Below are 18,000 nucleotides of genomic sequence, written 5' to 3'. Positions count from 1 at the left end.
CGCCGGGCCCCGCCGGCCCCGGCTCAGGGCAGTGTCTTGTCGATCGCCGACCGCCCCTCACGGGCGAGCCTGCGCTCGGCCCACTGGAGATTCTTCGGGGTGAGGTCCCGCCCGGAGGCGAGCACCAGATCCTCCGCCGAGGGATCGTCGCTACCGCCGGTGTGCAAGAGGCTGTCGGGAGTCACACCCCGGGATACGGATACGGATTCGGGCTCTTCGCTCATGCCGCCTCCTCGTCCTTTCGGCCATTTTCGCTCCGCGTCCGCCCCGCCGCATCCGAGGCCCGCGCCCCACTCGCGACCGCCCGTCCGGGCCCTCACTTGACCTGCACATGATAGGTACGCAGCGTTCACACCATGGTCACGGTGCGTGTGGAAGGCTCCCGCTACCACGTACCACACAACTGCGCCGCAGCGCCGCCCCCCACCTCGCGACGGTGCCGTGGCGCAGGCCCTTTCAGGACAGGAGAGGACACCCCACATGTCCCGTCGTCTTCCTCGCCACCGGCGCCCGCTGCTGGCGACCCTCGCCGCCTTCGCGGTGCTCGGTGCGACGGCCGCCGCCGCACCGGCCGCCATCCACCCGGCCTCGACCGCCGCCCCCGCCTCCTCGTCGTCCTCGCTCCAGGTGCTCGACGACACCTACTACAAGGACGCGCTCGGCAAGAGCGGCGCCCAGCTCAAGAGCGCCCTGCACACGATCATCAGCAGCCAGTCCAAGGTCTCCTACAGCCAGGTCTGGGACGCCCTGAAGGACACCGACCAGGACCCGGCCAACAGCTCGAACGTGATCGAGCTCTACACCGGCCGGTCCCTGTCCAAGAGCGCCAACGGCGGCTCGGTCGGCAACTGGAACCGCGAGCACGTCTGGGCCAAGTCCCACGGCGACTTCGGCACCGCCACCGGGCCCGGCACCGACCTCCACCACCTGCGCCCGGAGGACGTCACCGTCAACTCGATACGCGGCAACAAGGACTTCGACAACGGTGGCAGCGCGGTCAGCGGAGCCCCGGGCAACTACACCGACAGCGACTCCTTCGAGCCGCGCGACGCGGTCAAGGGCGACGTGGCCCGGATGCTCCTCTACATGGCCGTCCGCTACGAGGGCGGCGACTCCTTCCCCGACCTGGAGCCGAACGACAAGGTCGGCAACGGTTCCGCCCCGTACATGGGCCGGCTCTCCGTGCTGAAGACCTGGAGCCAGCAGGACCCGCCGGACGCCTTCGAGAAGCGCCGCAACGACGTCATCTACAACCAGTACCAGCACAACCGGAACCCGTTCATCGACCACCCCGAGTGGGTCACGTCGATCTGGTAGACGGGACGCGACGAGCCCGGGCGGCCGCCACCGTCCGGGCTCAGCCCGGCCCGTCGCCCGTGCACCAGGCCAGGGCCCGTGCCCGGGTGGCGAAGCCCCGCGGCACGGCCGGTCCACCCGGTTCCCCGGGGCCGGGCAGGGCCAGCCGGTCCGCCCGGTCGACGACGGCGGTGCGCGCCCCGGACGTGGCGATCCGGCCGAGCCCGCCGCTCAGCATCGTGAAGGCCACCCGGTCGACGCCGGTCACCTCCGTCAGGTCCAGCACGACCGGCTCCGTGCCCCCGGGGCGCGCCTCGTCCAGGGCGTACAGCACGCGTTCGGCGGCCGTGAAGTCCAGGGCGCCCTGGGCGGCCACCACGGCGACCCGCTCGCGCGGCACGCCCGCCCCGGCGGTGGGCAGCTCGTCGGGCGTGGCGATCAGGGTGACGGTGCTGCCGGCCAGCGCCGGGTTGTGCATCAGATGGAGCCCGAGCTCCTCGGACAGGGCACCGACCGCGGCCCGCCCGCGGACCGAGGTTCCGTTCGGGTCCAGCCGGGGGCTGTAGGCCGCCAGCCCGAACCGGGCGGGGCTCACCGCGATCAGCCCGCCGGACACGCCGCTCTTCGCGGGCAGCCCGACCCGCAGCAGCCAGTCGCCGGAGCCGTCGTACATGCCGCAGGTGGCCATCACCGCCAGCGCCTGCGCGGCCACCGGCCCCGGAACCACCGCTTCGCCGGTGAGCGGGTTGACTCCCCCGTGCGCCAGCGTCGCGGCCATCGCCGCGAGGTCCGTCGCGGTGGCCCGGACCGCGCACTGCCGGAAGTACGTGTCCACGGCGGCGACCGGGTCGACGGGCAGCGGCCCGGTGCTCCGGATCAGATAGGCGAGGGCCCGGTTGCGGTCCCCGGTGGCGGCCTCGGAGGCGTAGACCTGCTCGTCCACGTCCAGCTCACGGTCGGCGAACCGGCTCAGGCAGTCGAGGACCCGCTCGAACCTCGGGGCGCCGGGGGTGTCCGGGATCAGCGCGGTGGCGATAATGGCGCCCGCGTTGACCATGGCGTTGTCGGGGCGCCCGGTGTCCGGCTCCAGACTGATCGCGTTGTACGCCTCGCCGCTGGGCTCGGCGTTGACCCAGCGGCCCACCTCGTCGAGCCCGAGGAGCGACAGGGCGAGCGCGTAGACGAACGGCTTCGACACGGACTGCAGGGTGAACGGGACGGTGGTGTCGCCCGCCCCGTAGCGGTGGCCGTCCATGCTGACCAGGGCCAGCCCGAAGGCGCCCGGATCGCTCCGCGCGAGCTGCGGGATGTACTCGGCGACGCTGCCCTCCCCCAGCGGAGCGAACCGCGCGTGCAGTTCACGCAGGGCCTCGGTGACGGCTTCGGCGGCACTCATCTCGCCCATATTAGGTTCAAAAGGTATGAATTGACTCGCCGATGTCAACCGCTTCGCTCGGGAGCGGACACCACCCGAAGCCCCTGGGAGAGAACGATGGATACGGACGACCTGACCGCCGAACTGCTGCGGGAACTGCGGACGGCCAAGCCCTATCCGGCCGTGTCCCTGACCCTGCCGACCCACCGCCGCACCCCGGACAACGCCCAGGACGCCGTACGGCTGCGCAACCTGGTCTCCGAGGCGATGAAGCGTCTGGAGGCCGACCCGGCGGTCGGCCGCGAGACGCGGACCGCGATCGGGGAGCAGCTCGACCGGGCGGTCGCCGAGGTGGACCCGAGGCGGGCCCTCGACGCCCTGGTGCTGCTCGCCACCCCCGACGAGTTCCAGATCTGGCAGCTCCCCCGTACCGCGCCCGAACGGGTGGTGCTGAGCGACAGCTATCTGACCCGCAACCTGGTGGCGGCGAAGGCCCAGGCCCGCCCGTTCTGGGTGGTCACCGTCTCGGCCGACCGCGCCGAGCTGTGGGGCGGCACGGTCGACGCGCTGCACGAGGCGCGCGCCGGCGGGTTCCCGATGACGGCTCCCCCGGTGCAGTCCGATCCGCAGCGCGAGGAGCGGATCGGCGACACGCCGAGCATCTTCAGCAGCCAGGAGACCCGCGCCTTCCTCCGTTCGGTCGACGAGGAGCTGCGGGCGGTGCTGGCCGCCGATCCGCGCCCGGTGTTCCTGGCCGGTTCCGCCCAGGCGCTCGCGGTGCTGGACGAGGTCGGCGAGAGCGCCCGTTCGGCGACGGGCCGGCTGGCCAAGGGGGTGCCCGCCGGGACGGCGCCGGGCGCGCTGCTGGAGGAGTTGCGCCCGGTGCTCGACGAGGCGCGGAAGCGGTTCGTCGCGGCGGTCGAGGGCAGGCTCGACGAGGCACGCGGCCGGCGCGCCTTCTCCGGCGGGCTCGACGAGGTGTGGGCCGCGGTGCGGGAGGGCCGTGCCGGGCTGGTCGCGGTGGAGGAGGGCTTCCAGCGGACCGTGCGGGTGACCGACGAGCACCTGACGCCGGTGGGCGAGGACGCCGACCTCACGGACCCCACGGTCCGCGAGGACGTCGTGGACGAGCTGGTGGAGCGGGCCCTGGACAGCGGGGGCGAGGTGGTCTTCCTCCCGGACGGTTCGCTCACGGAGCACGGAAGGATCGCGGCGGCCCTGCGCTACTGAGCCGTTCCGAGGACGTCCGGGGCCCGCACGCCTGCCGTGTGCGGGCCCCCGGGCGCGCTGGGAGACTGGTGGGGAAGGCGTCCCAGGAGCTCCGGGAGAGGAGTGATCGGACCATGCCCCAGGGATTCGGTCCCCAGCGGAACCGGCAGTACGAGCACATCAAGGAGAGCGCGCAGGAGCGCGGCGTCAGCGAGGAACGGGCCGAGGAGATCGCGGCCCGCACGGCCAACAGGGAACGCGCCCGCGCCGGGGGGTCCAGAACCGCGAGCCGCACCTCCGTCGAGGACATGTCCTCGATGCGGCGCGGCGAGCCGCGCTCGCACGGCGGGGCGGCCGGACCGACCCGGGACCAGCTCTACGAAGAGGCGAAGCGGAAGAACGTGCACGGCCGTTCGGGCATGACCAAGGCCGAACTGGCCCGGGCGCTGGGCCGCTGAGCCGCGTCCCGGGCTGCCGGAATCAGCCGCTCCACGTCCAGTCGGCCACCTCGGGCAGGTCCGTGCCGTGTTCCCGGATCCACGCGTGGTGGCGGGTCCGGGCGTCCGCCATCGCCTGGCGCACGGCCACCGCGCGGACGCCGAGTCCGGGCACCCGGTCGATCACGTCCATGACCAGCCGGAAGCGGTCCAGATCGTTGAGGACCACCATGTCGAAGGGCGTCGTGGTGGTGCCCTGCTCCTTGTAGCCCCGTACGTGGAGGTGGCCGTGGCCCGCGCGCCGGTAGGCGAGGCGGTGGATCAGCCAGGGATAGCCGTGATAGGCGAAGATCACGGGGACGTCCCGGGTGAACAGCGCGTCGTACTCGGAGTCCGGCATGCCGTGCGGGTGCTCCTCGATGGGCAGCAGCCGGGCCATGTCGACCACGTTGACCACCCGGACCGCCAGTTCCGGCAGGTGCCTGCGGAGCAGGTCGGCGGCGGCGAGCGTCTCCAGTGTGGGGACGTCCCCGGCGCAGGCGAGCACCACGTCCGGTTCCCGGCTGCCGTCCTCCGTCCCGGCCCAGGGCCACGCGCCGGCACCGCGGGCGCAGTGTGCGCGGGCCTGGTCGAGGGTGAGCCAGTCGAAGGTGGGCTGCTTGCCGGCCACGATCACGTTGACGTAGTCGCGGCTGCGCAGCGCGTGGTCGGCGACGGAGAGCAGGGTGTTGGCGTCCGGCGGCAGATAGACCCGCACGACCTCGGGGCTCTTGTTGAGGACGTGGTCGACGAATCCCGGGTCCTGGTGGGAGAAGCCGTTGTGGTCCTGGCGCCAGACGTGCGAGGTCAGCAGGTAGTTCAGTGAGGCGACGGGGCGGCGCCAGGGAAGCCGGCGGGAGGTCTTCAACCATTTGATGTGCTGGTTGACCATCGAGTCGACGATATGGGCGAACGCCTCGTAGCAGGAGAAGAGTCCGTGGCGGCCGGTGAGCAGGTAGCCCTCCAGCCAGCCCTGGCAGAGGTGTTCGGAGAGCACCTCCATGACGCGTCCGTCGTGGGCGAGGTGCTCGTCGGTGGGCAGGAGGCGTTCCTGCCAGGCCTTGGCGGTGGCGCCGTAGAGGGCGTCGAGCCGGTTGGAGGCGGTCTCGTCGGGGCCGACGACGCGGAAGTCGCGGCGTTCGGCGGTGGCGGCCATGACGGCCTCCAGCAGCCCGCCGAGCACCCGGGTCGGCTCGTGCACCACGGTGCCGGGCTTGTCGACCTCGACCGCGTATCCGTCGAGCGGCGGGACGGGCAGGTCGCGCAGGAGCAGGCCGCCGTTGGCGTACGGGGTCGAGCCGAGCCGGGCGTCGCCCTCGGGCACGCAGGCGAGCACCTGCGGGCGGGGCCGCCCTTCGGAGTCGAAGAGCTCCTCGGGGCGGTAGGAGCGCATCCACTCCTCCAGCTGGCGCAGGTGGGCCGGGTTGTCCCGGACCCCGGGCAGCGGGACCTGGTGGGCGCGCCAGGTGCCCTCGACGGGCACCCCGTCGACCTCGGCCGGGCCGGTCCAGCCCTTGGGGGTGCGCAGCACGATCATCGGCCAGTGCGGGCGGCCTGACCCGCCGCCGGTGCGGGCGGCGCCCTGGATCTCCCGGATGCGGTCGACGGCCAGGTCCATCGCGGCGGCCATCGCCCGGTGGACGCTGAACGGGTCGTCGCCGCCGACGTAGAGCGGGTCGTGCCCGTAGCCGCGCAGCAGGGCGTCCAGTTCGGTCTCGGGGAGGCGGGCGAGGAGCGTCGGGTTGGCGATCTTGTAGCCGTTGAGGTGGAGGACGGGGAGGACGGCTCCGTCGTGGACCGGGTCGAGGAACTTGTTGGAGTGCCAGGACGCGGCGAGCGGTCCGGTCTCGGCCTCGCCGTCGCCGATGACGCAGGTGACGAGCAGGTCGGGGTGGTCGAAGGCGGCCCCGTAGGCGTGGGTGAGGGCGTAGCCGAGTTCGCCGCCCTCGTGGATGGAGCCGGGGGTCTCGGGCGCCACGTGGCTGGGTACCCCGCCGGGGAAGGAGAACTGCTTGAAGAGCCGCCTCATCCCCTCGGCGTTCCGGGGGACGTCGGGGTAGGTCCGCGAGTAGCTGCCCTCCAGCCAGGAGTTGGCGAGGACGGCGGGTCCGCCGTGGCCGGGGCCCCAGATGCACAGCCCCTTCACACCCCGGGACCTGATGACACGGTTGAGGTGGGTGTGGACCAGGTTGAGCCCGGGTGAGGTGCCCCAGTGGCCGAGCAGCCGCGGCTTGACGTCCGTCCGGACCAGGGGCCGGGTCAGGAGCGGGTTGGCCATCAGGTAGATCTGGCCGACGGAGAGGTAGTTGGCGGCGCGCCAGTGGGCGTCGAGTGCCGCGATCTCCTCGTCGGTCGGGCCGGACGGGGCGTTGCTCATGGGGGACTCCTGGCCTCTCGTCGAGGCGAAGGCTGAGGCTGACAGGACGGAGGCTAGGGGCCGTACCAGACCGTGGTCGTGTTGCAGAAGGCGCGGATGCCCTGTGCGGCGAGTTCGCGGCCGTAGCCGGAGCGTTTGACCCCGCCGAAGGGCAGGGCGGGGTGGGAGGCGGTCATGCCGTTGAAGAAGATGCCGCCGGCCTCCAGGTCGCGTACGCAGCGGCGGGCCTCCTCCGGGTCCCGGGTCCACACGTTGGAGCTGAGGCCGAAGGGGCTGTCGTTGGCGAGCGCGACGGCTTCCGCCAGCCCGTCGACGCGGTAGAGCGAGGCGACGGGGCCGAAGGACTCCTCGTGGTGGATCCGCATGGCGGGGGTGATCCCGGCGAGGACGGTGGGGGCGTAGAACCAGCCGTGCTCCAGCTCCGGGGCGAGCCCCTCGGGGCGGCCTCCCCCGCACAGGACGTCGGCGCCCCGGCGCACCGCGTCGTCCACCAGTTCCGCGAGGTCGGTGCGGCCCTGTTCGGTGGCGAGCGGGCCGACGTCGGTGGACTCCAGCATCGGGTCGCCGACCGTCAGGTCCTTCATGCCGACGGTGAACCGCTCGGCGAACTCGTCGTACACGTCCGTGTGCACGATGAACCGTTTGGCGGCGATGCAGGACTGTCCGTTGTTCTGCACCCGCGCGGTGACGGCGGTACGGGCGGCCCGGGCGACGTCCGCCGAGGGCATGACGAGGTACGGGTCGCTGCCGCCCAGTTCGAGGACGGTGGGTTTCACCTCGTCCCCGGCGATCGACGCGACCGAGCGGCCGGCCGGTTCGCTGCCGGTGAGGGTGGCCGCGGCGATCCTGGGGTCGCGCAGGACTGCCTCGACCGCGGCCGAGCCCACCAGCAGGGACTGGAAGCAGCCAGCCGGGTAGCCGGCCCGGCGGAAGAGCCCCTCCAGGTACAGCGCCGTCTGGGGCACGTTGGAGGCGTGCTTGAGCAGCCCGACGTTGCCGGCCATCAGCGCCGGGGCGGCGAAGCGCACGACCTGCCAGAGCGGGAAGTTCCACGGCATCACGGCGAGCACGGCGCCGAGCGGCCGGTAGTGGACGTGGGCCCGGGAGGCCCCGGAGTCGCGTACGTCCTCGGCGGAGGGCTGCTCGTCGGCGAGGAGTTCCTCCGCGTGGGCGGCGTACCAGCGCATGGCCCTGGCGCACTTGGCGGCCTCCGCACGGGCCGCCTTGACGGGCTTGCCCATCTCGGTGGTCATGGTGCGCGCGATGTCCCGCTGGTCCTCGTCGAGCAGCGCGGCGGCCTGGTCGAGGAGACGGGCCCGTTCGGTGAAGCCGGTGGTCCGGTACGCGGCGAACGCAGTGCGGGCGGTGGCGATCCGTTGCTCGATGCCCGCCGCGTCCAGCGCTTCGAACGTCCTGAGGGTTTCGCCGTTCGCGGGGTTGACCGTCGCGATGGGCATGGCCGTGCCTCCTTGACTCGGTTCTTCGGCCGCGCCCCGTCATGCGCCGTGCCGCATACGCGGGCCGCCGGGCGGACATCCGGCCGGCGGTCCCGTCGGGCCCGTCCCGGATCAGACGAGAGCGGGGTCGAACACCGCCACGGGTTCGGCGGGGGCGGGGGCCGCCGCGGGCGGGCTGCGGAACTCGCTGCCGTCGGGCAGCGGGGAGAGCGGCACCCGGTCGATGCTGCGCGGCTCCTCGGCGTACCGGGTGAACCAGACGACCTTGCCCTCGTCGGTGCGGCAGGTGCCCCAGCTGTCGCTGAGCGCCATCACACGGCTGAGACCGCCGCCACCGGTGCCCAGCAGCCGCGGCATCCCGGCGCCCTCGTCGGCGACGGAGACCGTGAGATGCCGCCCGGACCAGCGGAGTTCGACGGTGCACGGGTGGCCGTCGCCGACATGGCGGTGGACATTGGTCAGCAGCTCCGCCATCCCCCGGCAGACCGGCCGGACGTGGAGTTCGAGATCCCAGTGGCGGAGGTGTGCGGCGACTATGCGCTGCAACTGGGACACCCGGTCCGCCGAGATCTGGAGTTCGACCAGGAAGTGCCGGTCGAGTGGAACGGTCATCGTCGAGGCTCCTCACATCGAGGCCCACTGGCATTCGCCCCGTTGAACAACGACCCCCGAACACGAAGAGTGAGCGGATGTCTCTTCTGGGTCACTCCCCAGGGTGGCCCGCCGCCGCCGGTCCCGCAACAGGGGGCGACCGCCCGGGTCAGAGCAGGTACGGCAGGAGAGTGTCCGGGGTGATCGGAAGGTCGCGCACCCGTACGGCGGTGGCGTGCCGCACCGCGTTGGCGACCGCCGCCGCGGCGCCGACGATGCCGATCTCCCCGATGCCCTTGCCGCCCATCGGGTTGAGGTGCGGGTCGTCCTCGTCGATCCAGTGTGCCTCAATCCGGGGCACATCGGCACAGGCTGGTACGTGGTACGAGGCGAGGTCGCGCTCGGTGAAGTCGCCGAAGGCCGGGTCCATGGTGCTCGACTCGGTCAGCGCCATCCCCACGCCCATGGTCATGCCGCCGATGAACTGGGAGCGCGCGGTACGGGGGTTGAGGATGCGCCCGGCCGCGAAGACGCCGAGCATCCGGCGCAGCCGTACCTCCCCGGTCCGGGCGTGCACGGCGACCTCGGCGAAGTGGGCACCGAACGCGTGGCGCGCGTACGGGGAGTCCCGGCCGGTCTCCTCCCGGGTGTCGGTGGTGACGGTGAGTCCGTCGGCGGGGAGCGGGCCGGTGTGCTCGCGCAGCCGGCGGCGCAGCAGGACGCACGCCTTGTGCACGGCCCACCCCCAGGAGGCGGTGCCGGTCGAGCCGCCGGCCACCGGGGCGTCGGGCAGTTCGCTGCTGCCGATCTCGGTCCGGACGTTGTCCAGGGAGGTGGCCAGGGCATCGGCCGCGATCTGCGCGAGCACGGTACGGGCACCGGTTCCGATGTCGGTGGCGTTGACGCCGATCCGGTACGAGCCGTCGGGGGCCGCGTGCGCGAAGGCGCCGGAAGAGGAGATGTAGACGGGGTAGGTGGCGGCGGCGACGCCGGTGCCGACGAGGTGCTGCCCCTCCTCGCGGGCGGCGGGGCTCGGGTCGCGGCCGTACCAGCCGAAGCGGGCGGCGCCCGTCTCCAGGCAGGCGGTCAGACCGCGGCTGCTGAACGGGCGGCCGGAGTCCGGTTCGTGTGCCGGGTCGTTGTGGAGGCGGAGCTCGACCGGGTCCATGCCGAGGGCGGAGGCGAGTTCGTCCATGGCGGATTCGAGGGCGTACATGCCCGGGGTCTCGCCGGGGGCACGCATCCAGGAGGGGCTCGGCACGTCCAGGGCGACGACCTGGTGGGCGGTGCGGCCGGCGGCGGAGCCGTACATCACCCGGGCGGGGACGGCCGCCTGTTCGACGAATTCCTTGAGGGTGGAGGTGTGGGTGGCAACGTCGTGGTCGACGACGGTGAGGGTGCCGTCGAGTTCGGCGCCGAGCCGGACGCGCTGGACGGTGGGGGCGCGGTGGCCGACCAGGGCGGCCATCTGGCGCCGGGACAGCACGACCTTGACGGGGTGCCCGGTGCGGAGGGCGGCCATGACGGCGAGGACGCACTGCGGGCGCGGGGTGCCCTTGGAGCCGAAGCCGCCGCCGACGTGCTCGGACCGGACGGTGATCCGTCCGGGCGGGATGCCGAACGCAGCGGCGAGGCTGTCGCGGACCGGGGTGGCGCCCTGGCTGGAGTCGTGGACGGTGAGGTGCCCGTCGCCGTCCCGCCACGCCGTGGTGGCGTGCGGCTCCATGGGGTGGTTGTGCAGCGCGCCGAGGGTGTAGGTGGAGTCGATCAGTACGGGGGCGGCGGCGAGGGCCCGGTCGGTGTCGCCGCGTTCCCGGACGGCGGGGTAGCCGCCGTTGACCGTGTCGGGGGTGTACAGGCCGGGGTGGTCCGGGGTCAGCCGCACGTCGTGCCGCTCGGCCTCGTACGCGACGTGCAGCGCCTCGACGCCCGCGTCGGCGGCCTCCGGTGTCTCGGCCACCACCAGCGCGACCGGCCAGCCCCGGTGGGGCACCCGGTCGTCCTGGAGCACGGCGAGGATCGGGTCGTCGGGCTCTGCCAGCCGGGGTGCGTCGTGGTGGGTGAGGACGGCGCGCACGCCGGGCAGGGCCAGGGCGTCGGCCGTGTCGACGGCCAGGACGCGGCCGCGGGCGACGGCGGCCGGGACGATCCGCCCGTACAGGCAGCCCGGCGGGGTGTGCTCGGCGGCGTAGCGGGCGGCGCCGGTGACCTTGTCCCGGCCCTCGCGGCGGACGGCGGGGGTGCCCAGGGGCGGCGGGGCCTGGCTCATGGCGGTTCTCCCGGCGGGTCGGCGTTGCTGCGGTCAGCGGGCGGCGGCGAGTTCGGCGAGGGCGCCGACGGCCAGGTTGTGGGCGAGGGGCACCTTGAACGCGTTGTTCCGCAGGGGCCGGGCCGCGGCGAGTTCGGCGTCCACGGCGCGCTCGAAGGTCTCGTCGGTGGCCGGTGCGCCGTGGAGCAGTTCCTCGGCGGTCCGGGCCCGCCAGGGCCGGTGGGCGAGGCCGCCGAAGGCCAGCGCGGCGTACGTGATCCGGCCGTCGCGGACGCTCAGCACGGCGGCGACGGACGCGAGGGCGAAGGCGAAGGAGGCCCGGTCGCGGGCCTTGCGGTAGAGGGAGGCGGAGCCTTCGGGGGGCGGTGCCAGCTCCACCTCGGTGATCAGCTCGCCGGGCCGGATCCCGGTGTCCCGGTCCGGGGTGTCCCCGGGCAGCCGGTGGAATCCGGTGACGGGCACGGTGCGCGCCCCGTCCGGTCCGGTCAGGTGGACGGTGGCGTCGAGGGCGCAGAGCGCCACGGCCAGGTCGGAGGGGTGGGTGGCGACGCACTGCGCGGAGTGGCCGAGCACGGCGAGGTCGCGCAGGGTGCTGTCGCGGGCGGGGCAGCCCGTACCGGGTTCCCGCTTGTTGCACGGTTTGGAGGTGTCCTGGAAGTACGGGCAGCGGGTGCGCTGGAGCAGGTTGCCGCCGGTCGTGGCGGCGTTGCGGAGCTGCCCGGAGGCGCCGGACAGCAGCGCCCGGGAGAGGGCGGGGTAGCGGGCGCGCACGGCGGGGTGGGCGGCCAGGTCGCTGTTGCGTACCGTGGCGCCGATCCGCAGGCCGCCGTCGGGGGTGTCGGCCACGTGGTCCAGCGGCAGCCGGGTGATGTCGATCAGCAGCCCGGGCGCGGCGGCGCCGAGCTTCATCAGGTCGACGAGCTGGGTGCCGCCGCCGAGGAAGGCCGCGCCGGGGCGGGCGGCGCTCTCCCGGACGGCTTCCTCCACGGACCGGGCACGGAGGTAGGAGAAGGGTTTCACGGCGCCACTCCCCCGGCCGCACCGGCGGGCGCCCCGGCGGCCTCGCCCGCTGTCCGCGGCTGTCGCGCGCCGTCGTCCCGTCGGCAGAAGGGGTCCACGCACTCGCACCTTTCCGAGGTGGCCTTTTGCCCGTTTTCTACCAGACGGTCGTGCCGTCTCCCGGGTATTGCTCCACCTGCGGGCGGCGGACGGAGGAAGCCGTCGCCCGTGGCGCCCGGACCCGCTCAGGAGCCGGCCGCGCGCTCCGCCAGCCGGAGCCGCACCTCTTCCTCCTGGTCGCCGGAGACCGTTCCGACGACCGTCACGTCGAAGGCGTGCGCCAGGCTGCGGCGCAGCCGTTCCACCGCCCAGTAGCCGCCCTGCACGTCGACGCTGACCGGGGCGCCGAGCGCGACCGGCCCCGACACCACCCGCTCCTCGGTGACGTCGACGGTCACGACCCACGCGGTCGGGCGTCGGCCCGCGAGGTCCTGCGGCACGTCGACCGAGGCGCGGTCGGTGGTGAACGCCGCCCGCAGCACGTCGAAGACCGTCCGCGCGTCGGCCGACCCGCACCCGCTCACGACGACGGACACCTCCTGGCCGTATCCGCTCCGTGCCGCTTCCTGTTCCTCGGTGGCGTTCACGGCGCCTCCTTCCACTCGCCGCACCGCCGCCCACGGCGATCCGGGTATGCCTCCAGCCTCTCCCCTGACTCCGGCGACGGCGACAGGAGACCGGGACCGGGACGCGGCCACCCCCGGCCGTCCGCGCCCGCCCGGTGGCGAAACACGCCGCGAGACATATCAACTTAAAACATGAATTCATGTGTTTTTTTGAGTGCGGACGCCAGCTCGGGGTATCCGGCACATATGGACATTTCGAACGCAGACCTGAGCTCGCTGGCCTCCGTGCTCGCCGACGACCGGGGGGCGAGCGGTTCGATGCTGGGCATCGTCGGGGTGGTGCTGGTGGCCATGCTGATCGGCGCGGTGTGGCTGGGGCGGCGGCGCCGGGCCCAGGAGCCGCCGCCGCCCAGACCCGAGGAGCAGCCGCCCCGGCCGGACCACCGCAGCCACGTGGAGGAACGCGACGTGCACGGTGACGACCACTTCCCGCCCGACCGCCGCGGCCTGTCGCCCTACGAGCTCGGCGACCACGGCAACGCGCCCATCCCCCGCGAGCCCGACGAGCGGCGCGAATAGCGGAGCTCCGGGCGGCACACCGACCGACACGACCAGGGGCTGTCGCCCGCAGCACGCCGGGCGCACGACCGTGGAGACAGGACCACCATGACCGCAGGCCCCTCGGGGAAGGCGCCCGCACCGGCGCCGCTGACCGGACCCGCCGCACCCTGCTGGGTCAACCTCATGACCCGCGAACTCGACTCGGCACAGGATTTCTACGGCAGGGTGCTGGGGTGGACGTTTCGCAAGGGCGGGCTGGGGCCGGGGTTCGCGGTGGCCCTCCGGGACGGCGTGCCGGTCGCCGGGATCGGCGCGATGGCGACCACGTACCGGATGGCCGTGGCCTGGACGCCCTACTTCGCGGTGGCCGACGCCGACGCGACGGCCGCCCGCATCCGCGAGCGCAGCGGGACCGTCGCCGTGGGCCCGATGGCGCTCGGCAACGGGCGCGGGGCACTGGTGGCGGACCGGGACGGGGCGGTGTTCGGCATCTGGCAGCGGCCCGTGCCCGCGACCGCGCCGCGCGCACCGGACGGCCACTCGCACGCCCGGCTGCGGCTGCTCACCCGCAACGCCTTCGACGCGGCGATCTTCTACGGGGAGGTGCTCGGCTGGGCGAGCGGGCATCCGGGATGCTGCGAGGTGTCGTACGAGAAGGACGAGGTCGTCGTCGACTGCGACGGGCACCGCCTCGCCCGGATCAGTTCCGGCGCGGTGGAGGCGGCCCCCGACCCGCTGGTCCGCCCGCACTGGCAGGTGCACTTTCCGGTCGACGACGTGGCGGCCACGGTGGCCGCCGCGCGGGAGAACGGCGGCCGGCTCGCGGAACGGCCCCCGGCGGCCCGGGGCGGCGAGGCGACCCTGCTGGATCCGGACGGCGGCCTCTTCACGGTGATCGGCGACCCGGGCTCCGGAGCGGAGAATTCCGCCTGACTGGATCTTTTCGCACACCCTCGACGGCCAGTTCGAATTGATCTAGGGTTTTACGTACGGCATCGCGCGTTGGTCACCGGCTGGGTGAGGCGTGGAGGTGCCCGTGAGTGCCTACTTGGAGGCATTCCACCGTGTCAGTTTCGTTGAACCACACCATCATCCACTCCCGGGACAACCGGGAGTCCGCCGCATTCCTCGCGGGCGTTCTGGGCCTGGAGATCGGCAAGGAGTGGGGGCCCTTCATCCCCCTCGAAACCGCGAACGGAGTCACTCTCGACTTCGCCACCATTCCGGAGTCCTCGATCGTCCCGCAGCACTATGCCTTCCTCATCTCGGAAGCCGAGTTCGACACGGCATTCGCGAGGATCGAGGAGCTCGGGATCACGTACTACGCGGACCCGCACCGGAAGCATCCGGGCGCGATCAACCACAACGACGGCGGCCGGGGCGTGTACTTCCTCGACCCCTCCGGTCACGCGATGGAGATCATCACGCGTCCGTACGGCGGCTTTCCCGAGTAACGCAGCCCACGACCGGGGCGGACCCGGATGACGACCGGGGCCGGCCGGAACCCGCGAGGGTTCCGGCCGGCCCCGCGCCGTGCGGGGCACGGGACGCCCGATCCGGCCCGGTGGCCCGATTCAGCCGATCGGCAGCAGCAGCTCCGGCCGGTCCCACATCACGATGGGCGGATCGGCCGCCAGGGTCCCGGTCCGCCGGGCCCCCACACTCCGGTAGAAGCCCTCGGCGGGCGGATGCGAGACGACCCGGACGCCGGTCACCCCGGCCCGCCCCGCCTCCTCGCGGAGATGGCCGATGAGCAGCCGCCCGATGCCGAGCCCCTGGGCCTCGTCGGCGACGAACATGAGGTCGAGCTCCGGCGGCTCCAGGACCAGGGCGTAGAAGCCGAGCACCCCGGCGGCACCGGGCCGCTCGGCCACGAAGACCCGGTGCGCCTCGATGTAGTCGGGGCCCACCCGGTACCCGGCGACCATGGCGGCGTACCGCCCCTCGTAGGCGCCGGACCTCCGGACCAGCCGGGTGAGCGCCTTCGCGTCCCGCGCCGTGGCCCGCCTGATGTCCGCGGCCCGCGCCCCGCCCCGTTGTCGCGTAATGCCCGATCTCATGAGGGGAGTATTACGCAGTCGAGATTCGGACAGGTGACCGGGGCCGGATTCCGCGCGCCTCGGCGCCTACGCCTCCCCGCGGGCCTCGCGCCATTCGGCGACCGTGGCGTCCACGTCGAACGGCTTGAGGTTCAGCGGCGGTCCGGGCGGCGGCCGGAGGAGGGTCGCCCGGATCTTCTCGTTGATGTCGGCCAGCATGCCCCGCACCTCGCGCTCCGTCCGCACCCCGGGCAGCGCCGCGACCAGGTCCTCCGCCTCCTTGCGCAGGGCCAGGGTCGGCGGCAGCACCGACACGCCCTCCCGCTGGAGCTTCTGCTTGATCCACCAGTTCTCGTCGTAGGGCGCCTCGAGGCTTTCGAGCGGCTTGCCGAACCCGGGCAACTTCGCGAAGTCGCCCCGCTGTTCGGATTCCCGGACCTGCTTGTCCACCCATGATTCGAAGCTCATGCCCGCGGGTTTGCGTTCGGTCACCGTGCGCCCCTTCCGGAGATTCGGATCCAGCCCCTTCACCCTACCGAGGGGACGGAGGGGGCCGGTCAATGGGCGTGTCCGGCGGGCGTTCCGGTGTCGCTCCCGCCGTGTTCCCCGCCGCTCTGCGCCACAGGTGCCACCGGAACGGTGAAGGCCGCCGTGTGCACCTTGCCCCCGTGCTTGAAGTCGAGGAAGAGCCGGTACGTGCCCGCACTGGGCGCTGTCGCGGTGAAGGAGACCACCGGGCCCGGCCCTCCTTCGTTCGGGTGAACGTGCAGATAGGCGAGGTCGCCCGAGCGCAAAGCGACCAGGTGCCCGTACGCGCCGAGGTAGGGCTCCAGATCGGTGACGGGGCGACCGTTCCGGCTGATCGAGGGCTTCAGCTCGCCGGCCTGCCCGGCACGGAGTCCGCCGTCCAGCACGACCCGGTAGCCGTCGACCTCGGCGACCGCGGCGGGGGCCGGGAGGGCGGCCGGGCGGTAGGCGCCGGAGACGGCGAGGTCGGCCCCCAGGGTGAGGTTCCCGGCCTTCTTCCCCGCCGGGGTGAAGTCGGCGAACACCCGGTAGCCGCCCGCCTCGGGCAGCTCCACGGGGGTCGACCAGGTGCCGTCGGCCGCGCGGACGGGGTGCAGGTGCCGGTACTGGGTGAGGTCGGTCGAGGCGAGGATCAGATGCAGCTCCTTGCCGTGTTCACGCTGGTAGGCGGTGACCTTGCGCCCGGTGTCGTCCTTGACCGCGAAGCGGATCTCCTCCCGGGCCCCGGCCCGGAGCGTCGGCGTCCGAAGGGCCAGGGTGTAACCGCTCTCGGAGACCTGGAGCCCGCCGGGCACCTCATCGGCCGCCCGCGGCGCCGCATCGCCCTTCCCTTCCCCGCCGTGGCCGCCGTGCCGGCCCGCGGGGCGGTCCTCGGCGGCGACCAGCGGGTCGACACCCCGGCCCACGCCGTACGCGGTGCCGAAGGTCGCGGCGAGCGCGGCGGCGAAGGCGGTGATCTTCAGTGCGTTGTTCATGACGGTGTCCTCCATCGGCCCGACCAGGAGGCGGCGCCCCCCGATGCACACAACATACCCCCTGGGGGTATCAAGTCAACCCCGGAGGCCGTCCTCCCCGGCCCGAAGGCGGGGCCTATGACCGGGCGGGCACCACCAGGGCCGCCCGCAGCCGCTCCAGCACGGCCTCCGGGATGCGCAGGCCGTCGCGTACGTACCCGTCGAGCCCGCCCCACCGTTCGTCCATCGCGTCCAGCGCCGTGTCCAGGTAACGGGGCCGCACCTCGGTGATGGCGGACGCGATCCGCGGGTCGCCGCCCGCGTCGAGGAAGTCCCGGACCCGGTCCGCGAAGGCGTCCCGCACCACCGGGTTGACGGCGAGGAACTCGGCGCGCACCGTCTCGCGGGACGCCCCGAGGATCATCAGCAGCACGGCGGCCCCCCAGCCGGTGCGGTCCTTGCCTGCGGTGCAGTGGAAGAGCACCGGATGGGCGCCCTCGTCGGCGACCGTCTCGACGAAGGCCCGGTACGCGGCCGACGCCCCCGGCGAGAGCACCATCTGCCGGTAGGTGTCCGCGAACAGCCCCTCCGCCCGCCCGCCGCCGAGCAGTTGCTCGGCCTCCACGGGGTCGGCGAGCAGCGCGCGCAGCCGGGCGGGAGGGACCCCCGGGTTGCCCCCGAACACATCGGCGACGAAGAGTCTCGCCCCGGGCGGCAACCGGTCGGGGGACGCCGCCCGCTCGTCGGCGGTCCGCAGGTCGACGACGGTACGGATGCCGAGCGCGGCCACCTGCGAGTCCTGTTCCGCGTCGAGCCCGCTGAGTTGCCCGGACCGCAGAACGGCGCCCTCCCGGACCCGGTGGTCCGGACCGAGAGCGATACCGCCCAGGTCTCGCAGATTGAGGACGGTGGATGCCGGAACGGCTCTGGCGGTCTGCACGTCGCACTTCCCCTTCGGTTTTCCGGCGGGTATCCGCATTCATTCGATCCGATCTTCACAAACGTCGCACGCGGCCGGGAGAACGACAAAGTAAAACGCCGGTCTGCGCCCATCGGGGGCACAACCGAGAGACCGGAAGAAGTGAAAGCGGAACCATTCGCCGGGCGTTCACCCTCCGCGGCGGGTAGGAATCACTCCCCTGGCGGGGTCGCTACCGGAATCCGCCGGAAGAGGAAGATCCACCCTGCGGGCGGACCGGGAAGAGCCTTTCCGGAATTCCCGCAACCGGGCGTCCGCGACCGCG

The 18,000-nt window shown here is 73.1% G+C and carries 18 protein-coding genes; 6 read left to right on the top strand and 12 right to left on the bottom strand.

Annotated features, from left to right (window positions below):
* Positions 1 to 23: 23 nt before the first annotated feature.
* The gene (locus tag ACF08W_RS16435) at positions 24 to 224 is read right to left on the bottom strand and encodes a hypothetical protein (RefSeq protein ID WP_352278008.1); all 201 of its coding nucleotides are present in this window, start codon (positions 222 to 224) and stop codon (positions 24 to 26) included.
* A gap of 256 nt (positions 225 to 480) precedes the next feature.
* Here ACF08W_RS16435 and ACF08W_RS16430 point away from each other — a divergent pair, with 256 nt between their 5' ends.
* Positions 481 to 1,317 carry an endonuclease gene (locus tag ACF08W_RS16430; RefSeq protein WP_352278006.1) on the top strand — a complete coding sequence of 279 codons (837 nt, stop codon included), beginning with the start codon at positions 481 to 483 and terminating at the stop codon, positions 1,315 to 1,317.
* A gap of 40 nt (positions 1,318 to 1,357) precedes the next feature.
* Here the strand turns inward: ACF08W_RS16430 and glsA are convergent, their stop codons facing one another.
* Positions 1,358 to 2,692, bottom strand: coding sequence for a glutaminase A (gene glsA / locus ACF08W_RS16425; RefSeq protein WP_392279635.1), 1,335 nt, complete (start codon positions 2,690 to 2,692; stop codon positions 1,358 to 1,360).
* A 96-nt stretch (positions 2,693 to 2,788) separates the two neighbouring features.
* Here glsA and ACF08W_RS16420 point away from each other — a divergent pair, with 96 nt between their 5' ends.
* Together ACF08W_RS16420 and ACF08W_RS16415 are read left to right on the top strand one after the other, a co-directional pair.
* Positions 2,789 to 3,901: a chemotaxis protein gene (locus ACF08W_RS16420; RefSeq protein WP_385212422.1), complete on the top strand. Its 1,113-nt coding sequence runs from the start codon at positions 2,789 to 2,791 to the stop codon at positions 3,899 to 3,901.
* A 113-nt stretch (positions 3,902 to 4,014) separates the two neighbouring features.
* On the top strand, positions 4,015 to 4,338 hold the full coding sequence (locus ACF08W_RS16415) for a plasmid stabilization protein (RefSeq protein ID WP_392279634.1): 324 nt from the start codon (positions 4,015 to 4,017) through the stop codon (positions 4,336 to 4,338).
* Between the two features lie 22 nt (positions 4,339 to 4,360).
* On the opposite strand, the gene ACF08W_RS16410 is transcribed toward ACF08W_RS16415, so the two are convergent.
* From ACF08W_RS16410 to ACF08W_RS16385, 6 genes are all read right to left on the bottom strand, one after another.
* Positions 4,361 to 6,733 (bottom strand): phosphoketolase, encoded by a 2,373-nt coding sequence (locus ACF08W_RS16410; RefSeq protein WP_392279633.1) that lies wholly within the window; start codon positions 6,731 to 6,733, stop codon positions 4,361 to 4,363.
* A 53-nt stretch (positions 6,734 to 6,786) separates the two neighbouring features.
* Positions 6,787 to 8,190: an NADP-dependent succinic semialdehyde dehydrogenase gene (locus ACF08W_RS16405; protein WP_392279632.1), complete on the bottom strand. Its 1,404-nt coding sequence runs from the start codon at positions 8,188 to 8,190 to the stop codon at positions 6,787 to 6,789.
* 111 nt (positions 8,191 to 8,301) lie between these two features.
* Positions 8,302 to 8,802: an ATP-binding protein gene (locus tag ACF08W_RS16400; RefSeq protein WP_352277994.1), complete on the bottom strand. Its 501-nt coding sequence runs from the start codon at positions 8,800 to 8,802 to the stop codon at positions 8,302 to 8,304.
* A 148-nt stretch (positions 8,803 to 8,950) separates the two neighbouring features.
* Complete coding sequence (locus ACF08W_RS16395) at positions 8,951 to 11,050, bottom strand: xanthine dehydrogenase family protein molybdopterin-binding subunit (RefSeq protein WP_392279631.1); 2,100 nt, start codon at positions 11,048 to 11,050, stop codon at positions 8,951 to 8,953.
* A 33-nt stretch (positions 11,051 to 11,083) separates the two neighbouring features.
* Entirely contained in the window at positions 11,084 to 12,070 is a 987-nt protein-coding gene (locus ACF08W_RS16390; protein WP_392279630.1) for an FAD binding domain-containing protein, read from the bottom strand.
* Between the two features lie 224 nt (positions 12,071 to 12,294).
* On the bottom strand, positions 12,295 to 12,696 hold the full coding sequence (locus ACF08W_RS16385) for a hypothetical protein (RefSeq protein ID WP_366299744.1): 402 nt from the start codon (positions 12,694 to 12,696) through the stop codon (positions 12,295 to 12,297).
* A gap of 225 nt (positions 12,697 to 12,921) precedes the next feature.
* On the opposite strand from ACF08W_RS16385, the gene ACF08W_RS16380 reads away from it, so the two are divergent.
* The 3 genes from ACF08W_RS16380 (at position 12,922) to ACF08W_RS16370 (ending at position 14,690) form a co-directional block, all read left to right on the top strand.
* Complete coding sequence (locus tag ACF08W_RS16380) at positions 12,922 to 13,254, top strand: DUF6479 family protein (RefSeq protein WP_392279629.1); 333 nt, start codon at positions 12,922 to 12,924, stop codon at positions 13,252 to 13,254.
* 87 nt (positions 13,255 to 13,341) lie between these two features.
* The gene (locus ACF08W_RS16375) at positions 13,342 to 14,169 is read left to right on the top strand and encodes a VOC family protein (protein ID WP_352277986.1); all 828 of its coding nucleotides are present in this window, start codon (positions 13,342 to 13,344) and stop codon (positions 14,167 to 14,169) included.
* A 131-nt stretch (positions 14,170 to 14,300) separates the two neighbouring features.
* Positions 14,301 to 14,690, top strand: coding sequence for a VOC family protein (locus tag ACF08W_RS16370; protein WP_352277984.1), 390 nt, complete (start codon positions 14,301 to 14,303; stop codon positions 14,688 to 14,690).
* A 120-nt stretch (positions 14,691 to 14,810) separates the two neighbouring features.
* Here the strand turns inward: ACF08W_RS16370 and ACF08W_RS16365 are convergent, their stop codons facing one another.
* The 4 genes from ACF08W_RS16365 to ACF08W_RS16350 all read right to left on the bottom strand — a co-directional run bounded on the left by ACF08W_RS16365 (position 14,811) and on the right by ACF08W_RS16350 (position 17,696).
* Positions 14,811 to 15,296, bottom strand: coding sequence for a GNAT family N-acetyltransferase (locus tag ACF08W_RS16365; protein ID WP_392279628.1), 486 nt, complete (start codon positions 15,294 to 15,296; stop codon positions 14,811 to 14,813).
* Positions 15,297 to 15,362: 66 nt separating this feature from the next.
* Complete coding sequence (locus ACF08W_RS16360) at positions 15,363 to 15,767, bottom strand: DUF1992 domain-containing protein (protein WP_385212439.1); 405 nt, start codon at positions 15,765 to 15,767, stop codon at positions 15,363 to 15,365.
* 65 nt (positions 15,768 to 15,832) lie between these two features.
* Complete coding sequence (locus ACF08W_RS16355) at positions 15,833 to 16,777, bottom strand: hypothetical protein (RefSeq protein WP_392279627.1); 945 nt, start codon at positions 16,775 to 16,777, stop codon at positions 15,833 to 15,835.
* Between the two features lie 115 nt (positions 16,778 to 16,892).
* Positions 16,893 to 17,696, bottom strand: a complete 804-nt coding sequence (locus ACF08W_RS16350) for a tyrosine-protein phosphatase (protein WP_392279626.1) — start codon at positions 17,694 to 17,696, stop codon at positions 16,893 to 16,895.
* Positions 17,697 to 18,000 lie beyond the last annotated feature (304 nt).

This window comes from Streptomyces sp. NPDC015144, from assembly GCF_043079735.1.
Lineage (GTDB): Bacteria > Actinomycetota > Actinomycetes > Streptomycetales > Streptomycetaceae > Streptomyces.
This window is presented reverse-complemented; position numbering and strand designations above follow the sequence as displayed.

What these genes read in the sequence shown, in the direction of transcription:
- ACF08W_RS16415 (WP_392279634.1), top strand. Translation starts at nt 4,015, where the DNA reads ATGCCCCAGGGATTCGGTCCCCAGCGGAACCGGCAGTACGAGCACATC.
- ACF08W_RS16420 (WP_385212422.1), top strand. Translation starts at nt 2,789, where the DNA reads ATGGATACGGACGACCTGACCGCCGAACTGCTGCGGGAACTGCGGACG.
- ACF08W_RS16405 (WP_392279632.1), bottom strand. Translation starts at nt 8,190, where the DNA reads ATGCCCATCGCGACGGTCAACCCCGCGAACGGCGAAACCCTCAGGACG.
- ACF08W_RS16410 (WP_392279633.1), bottom strand. Translation starts at nt 6,733, where the DNA reads ATGAGCAACGCCCCGTCCGGCCCGACCGACGAGGAGATCGCGGCACTC.
- ACF08W_RS16375 (WP_352277986.1), top strand. Translation starts at nt 13,342, where the DNA reads ATGACCGCAGGCCCCTCGGGGAAGGCGCCCGCACCGGCGCCGCTGACC.
- ACF08W_RS16395 (WP_392279631.1), bottom strand. Translation starts at nt 11,050, where the DNA reads ATGAGCCAGGCCCCGCCGCCCCTGGGCACCCCCGCCGTCCGCCGCGAG.
- ACF08W_RS16355 (WP_392279627.1), bottom strand. Translation starts at nt 16,777, where the DNA reads ATGAACAACGCACTGAAGATCACCGCCTTCGCCGCCGCGCTCGCCGCG.
- ACF08W_RS16400 (WP_352277994.1), bottom strand. Translation starts at nt 8,802, where the DNA reads ATGACCGTTCCACTCGACCGGCACTTCCTGGTCGAACTCCAGATCTCG.
- ACF08W_RS16435 (WP_352278008.1), bottom strand. Translation starts at nt 224, where the DNA reads ATGAGCGAAGAGCCCGAATCCGTATCCGTATCCCGGGGTGTGACTCCC.
- glsA (WP_392279635.1), bottom strand. Translation starts at nt 2,692, where the DNA reads ATGAGTGCCGCCGAAGCCGTCACCGAGGCCCTGCGTGAACTGCACGCG.
- ACF08W_RS16380 (WP_392279629.1), top strand. Translation starts at nt 12,922, where the DNA reads ATGGACATTTCGAACGCAGACCTGAGCTCGCTGGCCTCCGTGCTCGCC.
- ACF08W_RS16430 (WP_352278006.1), top strand. Translation starts at nt 481, where the DNA reads ATGTCCCGTCGTCTTCCTCGCCACCGGCGCCCGCTGCTGGCGACCCTC.
- ACF08W_RS16365 (WP_392279628.1), bottom strand. Translation starts at nt 15,296, where the DNA reads ATGAGATCGGGCATTACGCGACAACGGGGCGGGGCGCGGGCCGCGGAC.